This window comes from Wolbachia endosymbiont (group A) of Portevinia maculata (genome assembly GCF_964028525.1).
Classification (GTDB): domain Bacteria; phylum Pseudomonadota; class Alphaproteobacteria; order Rickettsiales; family Anaplasmataceae; genus Wolbachia.
In genome coordinates this window covers 672400-687822 of record NZ_OZ034786.1, presented here as the reverse complement: position 1 = coordinate 687822, position 15423 = coordinate 672400, and the positions used below count along the sequence as shown (strand labels likewise).

The 15423-nt window shown below is 34.7% G+C and carries 14 protein-coding genes; 10 read left to right on the top strand and 4 right to left on the bottom strand.

The window, feature by feature from the left end; genetic code table 11:
- Positions 1–21 precede the first annotated feature (21 nt).
- Together ABWU36_RS03515 and ABWU36_RS03510 are read left to right on the top strand one after the other, a co-directional pair.
- Entirely contained in the window at positions 22–2037 is a 2016-nt protein-coding gene (locus ABWU36_RS03515) for a type IV secretory system conjugative DNA transfer family protein (protein ID WP_353273004.1), read from the top strand.
- Positions 2038–2159: 122 nt separating this feature from the next.
- Positions 2160–3011 carry a P44/Msp2 family outer membrane protein gene (locus ABWU36_RS03510; protein WP_253309356.1) on the top strand — a complete coding sequence of 284 codons (852 nt, stop codon included), beginning with the start codon at positions 2160–2162 and terminating at the stop codon, positions 3009–3011.
- 171 nt (positions 3012–3182) lie between these two features.
- On the opposite strand, the gene prmC is transcribed toward ABWU36_RS03510, so the two are convergent.
- Together prmC and ispF are read right to left on the bottom strand one after the other, a co-directional pair.
- A complete protein-coding gene (gene prmC / locus ABWU36_RS03505; RefSeq protein ID WP_253309355.1) occupies positions 3183–4022 on the bottom strand; it encodes a peptide chain release factor N(5)-glutamine methyltransferase in 840 nt (279 codons plus the stop codon).
- Positions 4023–4619: 597 nt separating this feature from the next.
- On the bottom strand, positions 4620–5948 hold the full coding sequence (gene ispF, locus ABWU36_RS03500) for a 2-C-methyl-D-erythritol 2,4-cyclodiphosphate synthase (protein WP_353273003.1): 1329 nt from the start codon (positions 5946–5948) through the stop codon (positions 4620–4622).
- 84 nt (positions 5949–6032) lie between these two features.
- On the opposite strand from ispF, the gene ABWU36_RS03495 reads away from it, so the two are divergent.
- From ABWU36_RS03495 to ABWU36_RS03460, 8 genes are all read left to right on the top strand, one after another.
- Positions 6033–6575 carry a hypothetical protein gene (locus ABWU36_RS03495; protein ID WP_341816362.1) on the top strand — a complete coding sequence of 181 codons (543 nt, stop codon included), beginning with the start codon at positions 6033–6035 and terminating at the stop codon, positions 6573–6575.
- 95 nt (positions 6576–6670) lie between these two features.
- Positions 6671–6940 carry a hypothetical protein gene (locus ABWU36_RS03490; protein WP_353273002.1) on the top strand — a complete coding sequence of 90 codons (270 nt, stop codon included), beginning with the start codon at positions 6671–6673 and terminating at the stop codon, positions 6938–6940.
- 49 nt (positions 6941–6989) lie between these two features.
- Positions 6990–8063: an AI-2E family transporter gene (locus ABWU36_RS03485; RefSeq protein ID WP_264735948.1), complete on the top strand. Its 1074-nt coding sequence runs from the start codon at positions 6990–6992 to the stop codon at positions 8061–8063.
- 129 nt (positions 8064–8192) lie between these two features.
- The gene (locus ABWU36_RS03480; RefSeq protein WP_253309351.1) at positions 8193–8828 is read left to right on the top strand and encodes a DnaA ATPase domain-containing protein; all 636 of its coding nucleotides are present in this window, start codon (positions 8193–8195) and stop codon (positions 8826–8828) included.
- 373 nt (positions 8829–9201) lie between these two features.
- Positions 9202–10188, top strand: a complete 987-nt coding sequence (locus ABWU36_RS03475; protein ID WP_353273001.1) for a tyrosine recombinase — start codon at positions 9202–9204, stop codon at positions 10186–10188.
- Positions 10189–10243: 55 nt separating this feature from the next.
- Positions 10244–10969 (top strand): lysophospholipid acyltransferase family protein, encoded by a 726-nt coding sequence (locus tag ABWU36_RS03470; protein ID WP_353273000.1) that lies wholly within the window; start codon positions 10244–10246, stop codon positions 10967–10969.
- A 51-nt stretch (positions 10970–11020) separates the two neighbouring features.
- On the top strand, positions 11021–11290 hold the full coding sequence (gene rpsT / locus ABWU36_RS03465) for a 30S ribosomal protein S20 (protein ID WP_006279236.1): 270 nt from the start codon (positions 11021–11023) through the stop codon (positions 11288–11290).
- Between the two features lie 80 nt (positions 11291–11370).
- Positions 11371–12621 (top strand): citrate synthase, encoded by a 1251-nt coding sequence (locus ABWU36_RS03460; protein ID WP_353273216.1) that lies wholly within the window; start codon positions 11371–11373, stop codon positions 12619–12621.
- 604 nt (positions 12622–13225) lie between these two features.
- Here the strand turns inward: ABWU36_RS03460 and ABWU36_RS03455 are convergent.
- Positions 13226–14228 (bottom strand): IS630 family transposase gene (locus ABWU36_RS03455; protein ID WP_353272868.1). Its coding sequence is split into 2 segments (ribosomal slippage): positions 13226–13717 and positions 13719–14228, totalling 1002 coding nucleotides; the frame shifts between segments, so codons are not numbered across the junction.
- Between the two features lie 859 nt (positions 14229–15087).
- On the bottom strand, positions 15088–15420 hold the full coding sequence (locus ABWU36_RS03450; protein WP_353272999.1) for a hypothetical protein: 333 nt from the start codon (positions 15418–15420) through the stop codon (positions 15088–15090).
- Positions 15421–15423 lie beyond the last annotated feature (3 nt).

The following is a 15423-nucleotide window of genomic DNA, read 5'->3' as shown; positions in this document are numbered from 1 at the left end:
TAAGTTAAAAAAGAGTAGTTTATGAGTAATGGAAATCACCTACGTAATATTCTCATAGGAGGTGTAGTAGCTTTTAGCGTACTTGAGTTTTGCTTCTATCTATCTGGTATATTGTTCTTTCTATTAGTTGACGGTCCGGATGCTGTGGATTTTAAGGCAATTAATCCTAGTTTGACGCCTTTCCCTCAAGCTCTTTGGCCAACGATTTTTGATCATATACAATATTGTTGGCACCACCCAGAGTTATATAGCCTTGAGCTCAAATTAAAATTAATTCTATCTTCTACAATGCCTATTGTTGTTTTAATGATTATCTTATGGAATTTAAGAGAAAGGATAATTGAGTGGCGACCATTTAAAAAGAAAGAATCACTTCATGGAGACTCGCAGTGGGCATCAGAGAAAGACATACGAAAAGCAGGATTAAGAAGCAAAAAGGGATTATTGCTTGGTAAAGATAAAAGAGGATACTTTATTGCTGATGGGTTTCAGCATGCATTGTTATTTGCACCTACAGGTTCTGGTAAGGGTGTTGGCTTTGTAATTCCTAATTTATTATTTTGGACTGACTCGGTAATTGTACACGACATAAAATTAGAAAACTATGAAATAACAAGTGGTTGGCGAGAACGACAAGGACAAAAAGTATACGTATGGAATCCAGCGCAGCCAGATGGAATAAGTCACTGTTACAATCCATTACAATGGATTAGTAAAAAACCTGGGCAGATGGTTGACGATGTGCAAAAAATAGCTAACCTCATCATGCCTGAACAAGACTTTTGGCAAAATGAAGCAAGAAGCTTATTTGTTGGAGTGGTATTATACTTACTTGCTGCACCAGAGAAAGTTAAATCTTTTGGTGAAGTTGTGCGTACGATGCGTAGTGATGACGTAGTTTATAATCTTGCTGTTGCTCTTGATACAATGGGTAAAATACTACACCCTGTAGCATATATGAATATTGCAGCTTTTTTACAAAAAGCTGATAAAGAAAGGTCGGGTGTTGTATCAACTATGAACTCATCGCTTGAATTGTGGGCAAACCCATTGATTGATACTGCAACTGCGTCAAGTGATTTTAATATTTTAGATTTTAAAAAGAAGAAAACTACAGTTTATGTTGGTTTAACTCCTGACAACTTGACTAGGCTCAGGCCTTTAATGCAGGTTTTTTACCAACAGGCAACTGAGTTTTTATGTAGAAAATTGCCATCGGATGACGAGCCTTATGGCGTATTGTTTTTAATGGATGAGTTTCCTACACTTGGAAAAATGGAGCAATTTCAAACAGGTATTGCATATTTTCGTGGTTATCGAGTTAGGTTATTCTTAATTGTTCAAGATACTGAGCAGCTCAAAGGAATATACGAAGAAGCAGGAATGAACTCCTTTTTGTCAAACTCGACTTACAGAATAACTTTTGCAGCCAATAATATTGAAACAGCTAATTTAATATCGCAACTTATAGGAAACAAAACTGTACAACAAGAATCGTTGAATAAGCCTAAATTTTTAGATTTAAATCCTGCTTCAAGGTCGTTGCATATCTCTGAAACACAGAGGGCATTGCTATTGCCTCAAGAAGTTATTATGTTGCCACGCGACGATCAGATAATTTTAATAGAGTCAACTTACCCAATTAAATCAAAGAAAATTTTGTACTATAGTGATAGCACCTTCACAAAAAGACTGCTCAAGCAAACTCTTGTGCCTACACAAGAACCATATGACCCAAACAAAGTTCTTTCTGCTGCTGCGAGCAAAGATAAGGTTAATAACGAGGGGAATAATGCTCTTGAGGGGCCTAGCGCTGCTGATTATCCTGCTGAAACTAAAACAGAGGATGCAGTGTATGATGAATCAGATGAATTTGCAGACGAAGATATTGATGATGAAGATATTGACGATAAGTTTGAAGATGATGATGACGGGTTTGATGACGAGAGGAGCGATGATGGGTTTGATGACGAAGACGAGGAGGATGAATTTGAAGATGAGGATATTGACGATAAATTAAAAAATGATCAAAAATAAAGGTTAACTTTGCCTATTTTTAGCTCAGAAAAGTGCAAGTTATGCAAATAATTAGGTTTTTCATATTAAGCCATTTTTAATTAATTAGTATTAGATTAGCTATTTTAACTAGGGGAGTAGTAATGATTAGTAAAAAAACATTAGCGGTTACAGCACTTGCTTTGCTGTTGTCACAACAATCTTTTGCAAGTGAAACAGAAGGGTTTTACTTTGGCAGTGGGTATTACGGTCAATATTTAAATTACATGGGTGAGTTGAAAGCAAAAATTGGAGATACTGCTGCTACAGCTGCCAATAATGTATCTGTAAATGACAGGAGTGCTCAGAATACAGAAGGTCAATCACTAAGTAAGTATAAAGGAGATTATAATCCACCTTTTGCTGCAAATGTGGCACTTGGTTATACAGGGGAATTGAATGGCAATAGCTACAGAGCTGAATTGGAAGGAATGTATTCTTCTGTAAAAGTGGATAATATTGGTTTAGCAAGCAGCCAGATAACAATATCCTACATAAAGGATAAAGCTAACCCAGAAGAGAGATATGGAGCAATAGTCAATCATGACCAGATAGAAAACGCGTCTTTAATGGCAAATGTTTATCATCATTGGAAAAGTGACCGTTTCTCTTTTTCTCCTTACGTTGGTATTGGAGTCGGTGCAACAAGAATGAAAATGTTTGAAAAATCGTCAATAAGACCCGCAGGTCAATTAAAAGCTGGCCTTGATTATCGCATAAACGAAGATGTAAATATGCATATTGGATATAGAGGTTTTGGTGCTATTGGTAGCAGTGAGTTCAAACTAGAAACCTCAAAGTGGGATCCCAATTTTAATAATGGCGCAGGTAAGCCAAAAGGTAAAATGGTTGAACAAACAGGTGATAATCAAGTATCTACTACCATACAGAATGGCTTTTTTCATACACACGGCATAGAGGCTGGCCTTACTTTCCACTTTGCCAGCAAAGCTTAAACATGTTGCCCTTTTAAAAAATGCATAAAACCGTTCCTGTCATCCTATGGCTTGACCATAGGATCTAGTTAAATATAGATCCCAGTGTCACGCACTGGGATGACGAGGTAGAGGGTACTGGAATGACATAGGATAATATGGGATGAAGGAGATAATACAAGAAAACATTAGCTATGTTTTTTGCACAACAATGCACCTCTTCATTCCTGCCAAATCATGTACATATTCCTGAAAAGCTAATTTGTATGAGGGTATTATTTTGTCAATATCATTTTGATCTTCACCTATCTCCAATATCGCAAACCCATTTTTTTTAAGACACCTCCTTAATATTGAAAAAATACTCAAGTAACAGTTTAAACCATCAATTCCACCATCAAGAGCAATTCTTGGTTCCTTTTGCACTTCGGCTTGCAGGTCTTTCAATTTGCTTCTTTTAATATATGGAGGATTACTGATTATAAGATCGAATGAACCTCTGCACTCTGTCCATGAGCTTGGAAATATTTTGGCTCTGCTGAGAAGATTATGTTTCTTTGTGTTCTGATAGGCAACTTTGTATGCTTCCAAGCTTTTTTCAAAACCGATCCCAACGGCATTTTCATACTCACTAAGTACGGATATCAATAAACAACCTGTGCCTGTACCAAAATCTGCAATTTTTAGTCTCTGCTTTTTATTTGGGTAATATTTTAACACTGCTAGGATTATTGTTTCACTATCTGGTCTTGGATCCAAAACATGCTGGTTAACTATAAAATTTTTACTCCAGAATTCACGATTACCTATTATTTGCGATATTGGATATCTTTCCGCTCTTTTTTTTGTTAATTTCCAAAATAAAAGTTCTTTCTCCATCGGCACTTGATCAGCATGGTTCATAATTATGAATGATCTTTCCACTCCAAGTACGTGCTGCATGATGATTTCACAATCTAAATGTGGTGATTCAACTTTATGTGACGATAATAACTCCGATCCTTCTTGAATTAAAGTGCTGATTGTTTTCATTATTCTAAAAATGTGTTCCTTTCAGCCAAGAATAGCAATTCCAATTTAGGGTAGCTGCACTAAATCCAAGTGTCAAGCATGGGTTCTTGCATAACCTAAACAGAAAAAAGATACAAGGTATTATTTTAGATATAAGCTATAAATATTTAAGAAATTTACCAAATGAAAAAAAAGGCAAAAGAAGCCCCGTGGTTGGCTAATTACTTACATTATACTTTCAAGTATGGCGTTTTTTAAGTCTTAAACACTGCAATTTAGCTGCTTTTAAATGCAACTCACCTTAGTTTAAATGTTTAAGAAATTTACTAAGCAGAAAAAAAGGCAAAAGAAATCCCGTGTTAGCTAGTTGTCACTCTCTAATCCTGCAAATTGGTGTACTATACTGTCTTAAACGACTTATAAGCGCGTTTCAGCTTATATAGGTAAAAACCCAGAAATGTTGTGAAGACATAAGGTGCACATAGTGCAAAAAATTAAAAATAAGACGCCAACTACGTTGTTTTCTTGCTGTTTAATCTGCACAGATGAAGATAACTGAATACCTTCAGTTTCATGGTAAGGGGGTTGGCGGAGTTTGTCAAGGAAGTTTTTTCGTTTCTATTCCCAATAAAAGTTTGTATGCAATAACACAGAAGCATATGCTGCTATTCCTTCATTTCTTCCAAGAGAACCTAATTTTTCTGCAGTGGTTGCTTTGACATTTACGAATTCATCATCAATCTCTAATGCTTTTGATATGAATTTCTTCATTTCTACTTTGTAAGGCGATATTTTAGGCTCCTCACAAACTATAGTAATATCTAAATTAGACACGCTGTACCCTTTTTCCTTTGCTTTTTTAGCAGCAAAGTCAAGAAAGTGAGATGAATTGCAATCTTTCCATTCAGAGGAACTAGGAGGAAAGTGCTCTCCTATGTCGCCACATCCCAGTGCTCCGAGTATTGCATCAACGATTGCATGTATTGCAACATCACCATCAGAGTGCGCTTCTATTGCCATGTTGTGTTCAATTTTCACACTGCAAATTTTTATAAAGCTCTCAGCACCATTTTGAACTTTAATGAACTTATGTATATCATAACCAGTTCCGACACGAAATTTTGGCTCTTCAAAGAGAAGCTTTGCCATATTGATATCCTCTTTTGTGGTTAACTTAAAATTGCTTTTCTCACCTTTAATAATCGCAACATGTTTTTTGTGCTCTACCATTAGTGATGAATCGTCAGTAAATTCTTTGTCTGATTGATGGCACGATAATAATTCTTTGAAATTAAAAATTTGAGGAGTTTGTATGGCTCTGAGTTTTCCTCTTGAAATCGTAGATTCAACGAAATTATTACCCACCAATGACATAGTGTCTTCGACTTCTATTGCTGGTACTACTCCTGTATATTGATCATTAATCATGGACTGAGCCAAGTTATCTATCAGAACATCTGACACAAAAGGCCTACAAGCATCGTGTATAACTACAAAATCTGGGTTAATTTTTTGTAAGCTTTCAAGCCCTAGTTTAACTGAATTTTGCCTGTTTTCTCCTCCATATATTGGACTTAGTAATTTAGTATCTACACCTCCTGTCATCCAAGTAGCTTGACTACTTGGATCCATACTTTCTTTTTTTCTAGATTCCAGCGTCACGCGCTGGAAGGAGTGTACTGCTGATTTTTCACTTAAATAATGGTTGGATAAGAGATCCATTGCTTCCCTATAAAAACTTTCATGGTCTCTATTAATTGCTATTCTTATGTAATCTATATATTGGTTAGCCAGAAATCTTTTAATTGCATGAAATAAAACAGATTTACCTGCAAGTTTTGTATACTGCTTAGGAATTGTGTTACTGCATCTACTGCCTACTCCTGCTGCAACTATTAATGCTGCTATTTTGTATTTCTTAAGTCTGTTAGTGTGCATATTTATCATTTTCAGCGTAAGTGTATAGTAACAAGTTATTTACAGTTTTAAAAAAAGAGTGTATTATCTTATAAGATATAATACGATGCTAGAATGCACATTACTAAGTGTAATAAAGAAAATGAGATACACCTTATATTCTTTCATGGAATAGGGGATAATCATAAAAATGCTCAACAATGCTTACAGCATTTATGTGGCAGAAATAGGCTAAAAGCTATTGCTCATACACATAAATATCCGGCTATATTCCAAAACTACATAACTTATGCTGCAGTTAGCTTTTTGTTCCTCGTGGCATCTGTATCAGCGCCCATTGCAATATTACTACTTATAAGCCCCATAACAGCTGGAGTAGTTGGTTTAGCAAGCTTAGCTGCTCTAACTTGCATTTTTTTATCCGTAATGCTTATTATTATTCCCTTTATAAATAGAGATCAAAGTTTGCTTAAGCCCTCGATAGAAGAAATCAATGAATTAATGGACAAGGGTGTGAGGCCTGAAAACATTATACTTTTTGGCCATTCCTTTGGAGGAGCAGTTGCATCGGCAGTTTTGAAGCACTTTGCAGACAAAAACGTTAAACTTGGAAGTGTTATTTTACTAGCACTTTCAGCTCTTTTCATACAGCAATAGGGCATTTTCCGATCCCTCAAGCAAAAATTTTAAGTATGTTGCCCTCATCCATTTTTAAAAAATTGCTAAAGGCTTTAGATCTAGATTTTGATTTAGTGAACGATATACGAAAGTTGCGAGATGAGGGAAAATTGAATATGCCAATAATAGTTATTAATAGCAAAAGAGATTACTTAATACCACAACCTGCACAATTGGCGCACGCAATAGAAAATGATGTATTGCTACGTGGAAAATTGATCAAGATTGTTAATTCGAAAAGGTATGAAGATGATCCACATAACGGAGTTTTATCTAGTTGGGAATTGGGTGAAAATTTGATTGACCTAATACTTAATAAAATTGATAAAACAATGAATAGATAGTATTTACAATAAACTGTATATTTTTCAGTAAATTGACTATGCTAAACGCATGCAAAAACGTCATATAACTATTTGTTTTATACTGCTTTTTATAATAGGGATGTTATTCCTGATGCGTCCTATGATTTTTCCATGTTTAATGTCTATTGTTATTGCATATTTGTTTAATCCGCTAGTAGTCAAGTTTGAAAAGTATAGAATACCGCGTTCATGTTCTGTAATTTTTATAATACTTGTTTTATTAATAGCTTTTATACTAGTTATAACATTTGTTTTACCTATTATATATGTTCAAATTACTTCAATATTAAATTTCTTAGTGAGTAAAGTGCCTTCATTAAAACTTAAAGTAATCCCCTCTGTATTAGAATTTCTTAATATAAAAATCGAGGATAGCTTATTTGATCACTTATCTAAAAATCTAGCAGAAAATTACAGCGACTATGTATCTTATTTCATAAATGCTCTTGATATTGCTAGTAACTTTATAATCCAAGTGTTAAGTTCAAGCTTTAGCTTGATTCACACGGTATCATTAATGGTGATTACTCCTGTAGTGTTTTTCTATATATTACGTGATTGGCCTTTAATTATAGAAAAAGCTAATAAATTAATTCCTGTTTCTTATAGAGAAAAAGTTGCAAATTATTTTTCCAAAGTGGATTTCATCATATCTAATTATCTAAAGGGGCAGGTAAATGTATGTATTGTCATGATGGTCTTTTACTCTGTGAGCCTGAGCATAATCGGATTGAAACACTCTATTGTTATTGGAATTTTATCAGGAATATTAACGTTCATACCTTACGTAGGACCATTATTATATACCATTATTGGGTTTTTGAGCGCTATTACTCAATTTAGTGAATGGTTTGAAAGTGCTGCCGTTTTGCTATTATTTGGTGTTGGACAATTAATAGATTCAAACATATTAGTTCCTTTATTAATAGGAAAAAAAGTTCATATACATCCAACTGTAATTATTCTGGGAATTACTATATGCGCTTCATATTTTGGATTTACAGGTATATTACTTTTTATTCCAATAATAGCAATGTTCAATGTATCAGTAGAATATGCAATCAATAAATATTTTAAAAGTGAGCTTTATAAAAACGGCTAACAGACCTTTTGCATAATCAATTTATGGTAAGAGGAGAAATGAGCCCAGAATACCTGAGATATTTGAGGAGCGTAAGTAAATTTCTGCGCAAAAATTACTACCAGAAAGAGGTTACGTAAGAGGTTTAATGTGCAATTAAATTTATTTAACAACAATCAAGCTGATTATAGTCGGCAAAATTACATCATCTTAGATGAAAATAAGCACATATATAATTCAGTAATTGAGGATTTATCTTGGAAATCTCTCATTCTTTTTGGACCTAAAAGCTCTGGTAAAACTCATCTTGCTCATATTTGGCAGTCAATAAACGATGCAATTTTTATCAATGTGAATAACTTTGTAAGCGAGATTAGGTATAGCGATGCTTTTATTTTAGAAGACGTACAAAACATTAAAGATGAAGAAATGTTATTACATTGTTACAATTACATGAAAGAAAATGATAAGAAGCTGCTAATCACTTCTTCAATTTCGCCAAAAAAACTTAACTTCAAACTAAGAGATTTAAGTTCTCGAATATTATCAACTATCAGCGTAAAAATTTTGCCTGCAAGCGAAGAATTATTAAGAATCATGCTAATAAAACGATTTTCAGATAAACAGTTAAAAATTGATTTAAAAGTGATTAATTATATTTTAGCAAGAATAGAACGTTCTTTCTATAGCATTGATAAAATTATAGAGAAGATAGATAATGAATCTATAGGGTCAAATGTGACCGTTCCTTTTATTAGCACTTTATTTAAAAAAGATGCCATTTGATTTCTTCTTTTGTAAAGTATTCATTGTATATATTAAAAATTTATTAACACCCATAACACTAACGTAATTGAAATCTCTATCTGTCCATGTTAGAATTATAATAAATGTTATGTTATAATAAATATAGATAGATACAGCTAAGAAGTATTCTATATTTATAGTAGAGCTCACTTTATAAGGTGTTTTTTATAGATTTGACGTTATAATTTAACTATGATAAGAGTAAGATTAAATTTAAAAAAAAGGTTAAAGCAAAGGTTTGTGATGTTCACTCTATTGATAAATGCCTTATTTGTCTCATATTTTCTCATAAGACACATAGGAAACACTTCCAATCAAATTATAGCCAAAGAAATAAATATAGGAGCTGATAATGAAAAATAAACAGTCGCAAAATAAAAAAGAAAATCTTTACATAACATATTACATAGATGCTTTGGCTTCAGAGAGGTCCGCTACACAAAATACTCTGGAAAGTTATCGTTCGGATTTACACCAGTTTGAAGAATTTTTATTAGAAAGCGGCACTACCTTGGTTGGCGTAAACAAAACCAATATTAAAGATTATGTGAAATATCTATGTACACAAAAAAAATATAAAAGTAGCTCTATATCAAGAAAAATATCCGCTATGAAAAATTTCTATAAGTGTCTATTTAATGACGGAATAATAGATTTTAATCCAGCACCGGCTAATGATGCTGAATTAAAGAATCCAAAAGTTTCTCGTCCTTTGCCTAAGTATTTAAGTGTCGAAGAAATATTTTTGCTAATGGACGCAGTGAGAAAATCAGCAAGCGAATCGAATAAAGAGATAAGCAGTAAAAGGCTATGTGCGATTTTAGATATCCTTTACTCTTCTGGAATGCGTGTTTCTGAACTAATTGATATGAAGTTATGTGAAGTGTCACATTTAATAAACAGTAATAACAAAGAATGCTATATAATAATAAAAGGAAAAAGTGGTAGAGAGAGGCAAATTCTTTTTAATGAACAAGCATTGCAGAGCCTTAGAAATTATTTATCAGTTCGTGACAATCTGATCCCTAACGAAAAGGAATCCGATTGGCTATTCTCAGGTGATAAACCTAATAAACCAATTACAAGGCAGAGGGTCGGTCAATTAATGAAGGAGTTAGCAAGAAAATGCAATATTGATGAAAATAAGATCTCTCCACACGTGATTAGGCATTCTTTTGCTACCCATCTACTGGATAGCGGAGCAAATATTGTGTTGATACAGAAAGTTCTTGGCCATACTAACCTTTCTACAACACAAATATATACTCATATTGCTAACGAAAAGTTAAAGGACAAATTAGCTGATTCGCATCCTATTACTCAGATGATCAATAATTAAACTTATTGCTTTTAATTTGTAGTAAAGTTAAATTCAAATAAGTTTATGTGAGTTTGTGATTTCAAGTTTATTGTTTAATTTCTTCCTTATATTATGGGAAGTATTCTATACTTTAATTGCTCTCCCTGTAATTTTCTTTCCTGAGTATGTAATAACCATTTTCCTCGTCTGTTCGGTGAGAGTTGTATTATTCATGCTGCGTTTATTATGTGGCATTAAATATGAAGTGAGGGGAATGGAAAACATTCCTAAGCAACCTTTTATCATTGCATCTAAACACCAATCTCCATTTGAAACATTTATTTTTATACTACTATTTAGAAAAGCGGTTTTTATTTTAAAACGTGAATTGAAATGGATTCCATTCATTGGTTTACATCTTATAGCGCTGAAAATGATTTTTATTAACCGTTCAGATGGTATCAGTTCTATACGCCATATAATTAAACTAGCAAAAATGCGTATAAAAGAAAATAGAAGCATAATAATATTTCCTGAAGGTACAAGAACGACTATAAACCAAAATATAAAATATCAATCAGGTATTGCTGCTTTATATAGCGTATTATCTGTTCCTGTGTTACCGGTTGCTTTAAAGACTGGTTTGTTTTGGCCAAAAAGCATACTTTCTCTGAGAAAGAATCCCGGAAAGGCAGTAATAGAAATATTGCCCCCAATATATCCTGGGTTAAACAAAAATGAATTCTTGCAAAGTTTAGAAAAAATTATTGAAGAGAGAAGCAGTAGATTAACCATAGAAAAAACTGATATTGCAAATTAACAAAAAAACTTTATAATTAAAAAAAAAGTACAGTATTTTAGGTATTAATATATGGCAAATCATAAGAGTGCTAAAAAAATGATAAAGGTAATAGCAAAGCGCACTTTAATAAATAAGATGCGGAAAAGTAAAACTCGCACCGCTATTAGAAAATTGGTTGATATAATCAAGTCTGGCGACAAAGAAAATGTTGTTCTGGCATTTCGGAATGCTGAATCTAATTTACACAAGTGTGTGAATAAAGGTGTTATTCATAGGAATACTGCTGCGCGTAAAATAAGTCGCTTAAATGCAAAAGTAAAAGCATTGATGACCGCTTAATACGGTTAATGTAAAGTTAACTGTATTAATATATACTCTTCAGTTTGTATATTCTGTATAAAATTTAAGTAGCTTAAGTGATGGATAAAAAAGTGCTATTAGAACTAAGTAATGGATTAAAAATTGAGCTACCCATATTAAGTGGAACAATAGGTCCTGACGTGTTAAATATCAAGGATTTATATAAGACGACAGGATTATTCACTTATGATCCGGGGTTTGTTTCCACAGCTTCATGTTCTTCTTCGATTACATTTATTGATGGAGATGAAGGAGTTCTTAAATATAGGGGACATGATATAGCTGATTTGGCAGAGAATAATAGTTTTACTGCTGTGATTTATTTATTACTCTATGGTGAACTACCCAGTTCAGAGCAACACAAAAAATTTCTTCTCAAAATACAAGAATCATCCAAAGTATCAGAGCAAGTTACAAATGTAATCAAAGCATTTCCAAAAACTGCTCACCCTATGTCGATTTTAGTTGCATGTTTTGCAAATTTGTCAGCATCTTACCATGAAACACATGGCAACAATGTCAATGGTGAAGATTTAGATTTTGGAATTTCTGCAATAGCACAAGTTCCTGCAATTGTTGCAATGATTTATAGGCATATCAACAATCAGGAATTCATAAATGCTAACAATGAATTAAGTTACAGTGAAAATTTCTTAAAGATGATATTTGGCGATGCTGTTGATAATGATAAAAGCGCCCTTTTTGCAAAAGCTCTGGATAAAATATTTACTCTCCATGCTGATCATGAACAGAATGCTTCTACGGCGGCTGTCAGATTGGTGGGATCGGCTGGCTCTAATCTGTTTGCAAGCCTCTCTGCAGGAGTTGCTACACTTTGGGGACCAGCACATGGTGGAGCTAATGAAGCAGTTATAAATATGCTAAAAGAGATAGAGCAAAGTGAAGATATAGATAAATTCATCGAAAAAGCTAAAAATGATAAAGATCCATTTAAATTGATGGGATTTGGACATCGTGTTTATAAAAATTATGATCCGCGCGCGCGGATATTGAAAGACGCTTGTCATGAGGTTCTAAGTAAACTAGAACAAAATAATGAATTGCTCAAAATTGCAAAAAAACTTGAAGAAATAGCTTTAAAGGATGAATATTTTATCGTGCGTAAGTTATATCCAAATGTTGATTTTTACTCAGGTATAATAATGAATGCTATCGATATTCCCTCAAATATGTTCACGCCTATTTTTGCACTTGCAAGAACCACTGGTTGGGTTACTCAGTGGTATGAAATGATAAATGATAAAGAAACTAAGATCTGTAGACCAAGGCAACTCTATTTTGGTAAATAAATTTATTTTCACTTCATTAGACTTCTTGTATAACCCAAGCTAAGTAGAAAAAAGGTATAGCTAACACGTCATACCGTGATTTATTCATGGTATCTCTAGATCCCGCTAACAAGTAGCGGGATGACGAGATGCCACCGCGAACCGTCATACTGCCGCAGACCGTCATACCGCGATTCATTCGCGGTATCTCATCCGCTAACACGTAGCAGGATGACGAGGTTATCGTCATACCACCGCGAACCGTCATACCGCCGCGGTATCTCACCTGCTAACAAGTAGCGGGATGACGAGTTACTATACCACCGCGAACCGTCATACCGCGATTCATTCATCGTCATACCGCGATTCATTCGCGGTATCTCTTAGCATAGATCCCGCTAACAAGTAGCGGGATGACGAGCTTATCGTCATGCCACCGCGAACCGTCATATCGCCGCAGACCGTCATACCGCCACGAATCGTCATACCGCCGTGGTATCTCTAGATCCCGCTAACAAGTAGCGGGATGACGAATTACTTAACCATCATCTACACCGTCATACCGCCGCGGTATCTCTTAGCCGCTAACAAGTAGCGGGATGACGAGTTATACCAAATTCCATTACTAATCGAACAAATAAGAAACATTACAAACTCGTTTAATAGTAGTGCTGGAAATACTGACAATAAAATTACACAGAACATCTTCAAGTAAGCCTATGGTATCGTAGACTCTGTTGCGTAAAGTATTGTGTTTGATATATTGCCACAGCCTCTCAACAGGATTCAGTTCCGGTGAATAAGGAGGCAAGTATATAATGGTAATGTTTTCCTGAAATTTCAAACTTTTTGATCTATGCCAACCTGCACAATCCATTACAAGAAAGACTTTTTTCGTGCCTAAATCTTTCGACATCTGCTCCAGAAATATATTCATACAATCAGTGTTTACATATGGAGCAAGTAGGCTAATTTTCTTACCACTTCTTGGATTTACTGCACTGTAGATATAGAAATTTTGTCTACCAATTTTCATTTTAACCTGCGTTCTGACCCCTTTTTTAAACCATCCGTGTCCGATTTTTGAATGAGTTCCAAATCGTGATTCATCAAAAAAATACCTCCTTTTCAGGGTGGGAATTGACTATTTTATTGAAGTATTTTTTAAACTCTTCTTGCTTTTTTTTATCTTGTTTATGGTGAATTGGCCTCGGTGTTATGTAAGAAAATTTCATCCTTTGTATCTCACGGTGCACTGTTGATTTGCTAATGTTTAGGCCAAATTCCTCTGAGATTTTTATTTGCACTTCCTTAATAGTAATATTTGGATTTCTTTCTACCCATATTTCAATTTGCTCACGTTGATTTTTGTTTAATTTGCTTTTCCTTCGCCGTTGAGACGGGGCAAATAATCTTTCTACTCTACCAAATTTTAGATGCTTTATCCATTCAGTCAAAGCAGTCCTTGAAATTTTACATATTCTTGCCACAGCGCTTATACTACTTTCTTTTCCTACTATCACCGCTTGTAACTTTTTTGAAACATATGCGTTATTTCTGACCTTTTTTAACATTTCTTTCGCCAAATTTACAACTTTTTCGTCTAATAGTTTTGACCTTAATGCCATTTATACCTCTCTATTTTATCTACTTTAGTATCACTTCTTTCCCATTATTGTCTATCTGTTCTTTACATAGTGGGAATTGGTATTACTATACCGCCGTGAACCGTCATACCGCCGCGGTATCTCTAGATCCCGCTAACAAGCAGCGGGATGACGAATTACTTAACCATCATCTACACCGTCATACCGCCGCGGTATCTCTTAGCCGCTAACAAGTAGCGGGATGACGAATTACTTAACCATCATCTACACCGTCATACCGCCGCGGTATCTCTTAGCCGCTAACAAGTAGCGGGATGACGAGATGCCACCGCGAACCGTCATACCGCCGCGGTATCTCTAGATCCCGCTAACAAGCAGCGGGATGACGAATTACTTAACCATCATCTACACCGTCATACCGCCGTGGTATCTCTAGATCCCGCTAACAAGTAGCGGGATGACGAGTTACTTAACCATCATCTACACCGTCATACCGCCGCGGTATCTCTTAGCCGCTAACAAGTAGCGGGATGACGAGATGCCACCGCGAACCGTCATACCGCCGCGGTATCTCTAGATCCCGCTAACAAGCAGCGGGATGACGATTGTCGTTTAGCCACAAATATTAAGAAATTTACCAAATAAAAAAAAAGGCAAAAGAAGCCCCGATTAATATCTATTTAAAAACATTGGCGTTTTTTAAGTCTTAAACACTGCAATTTAGCTGCTTTTAAATACAACTTACCTTAGCTAAAATGTTTAAGAAATTTACTAAGCAGAAAAAAAGGCAAAAGAAACCCCGTGTTAGCTAGTTGTCACTCTCTAATCCTGCAAATTGGCGTACTATACTGTCTTAAACGACTTATAAGCGCGTTTCAGCTTATATAGGCAAAAACCTAGAAATGTTGTGAAGACATAAGGTGCACATAGTGCAAAAAATTAAAAATAAGACGCCAACTACGTTGTTTTCTTGCTGTTTAATCTGCACAGATGAAGATAACTGAATACCTTCAGTTTCATGATAAGGGGGCTGGCGGAGTTTGTCAAGTAGCTTTTTCGTTTCTATTCCCAATGTTATATGGTTATGCAAGAAGTCTAATTGGTATAACCATGCATGAATGCTATTTTCGGCAGAATCTCTTACAATGCTCAAAAGCAGAAAAACAAAAACTTGATTTTCGCAGCTAAATAGTGGACCATCAAAAGCACGCATAAA

Bases quoted from the DNA above. Each gene is read 5' to 3' on its own strand.
- ABWU36_RS03515 (WP_353273004.1), top strand. From the start codon at position 22: ATGAGTAATGGAAATCACCTACGTAATATTCTCATAGGAGGTGTAGTA.
- ABWU36_RS03510 (WP_253309356.1), top strand. From the start codon at position 2,160: ATGATTAGTAAAAAAACATTAGCGGTTACAGCACTTGCTTTGCTGTTG.
- prmC (WP_253309355.1), bottom strand. From the start codon at position 4,022: ATGAAAACAATCAGCACTTTAATTCAAGAAGGATCGGAGTTATTATCG.
- ispF (WP_353273003.1), bottom strand. From the start codon at position 5,948: ATGATAAATATGCACACTAACAGACTTAAGAAATACAAAATAGCAGCA.
- ABWU36_RS03495 (WP_341816362.1), top strand. From the start codon at position 6,033: ATGCACATTACTAAGTGTAATAAAGAAAATGAGATACACCTTATATTC.
- ABWU36_RS03485 (WP_264735948.1), top strand. From the start codon at position 6,990: ATGCAAAAACGTCATATAACTATTTGTTTTATACTGCTTTTTATAATA.
- ABWU36_RS03475 (WP_353273001.1), top strand. From the start codon at position 9,202: ATGAAAAATAAACAGTCGCAAAATAAAAAAGAAAATCTTTACATAACA.
- rpsT (WP_006279236.1), top strand. From the start codon at position 11,021: ATGGCAAATCATAAGAGTGCTAAAAAAATGATAAAGGTAATAGCAAAG.
- ABWU36_RS03460 (WP_353273216.1), top strand. From the start codon at position 11,371: ATGGATAAAAAAGTGCTATTAGAACTAAGTAATGGATTAAAAATTGAG.
- ABWU36_RS03450 (WP_353272999.1), bottom strand. From the start codon at position 15,420: ATGCGTGCTTTTGATGGTCCACTATTTAGCTGCGAAAATCAAGTTTTT.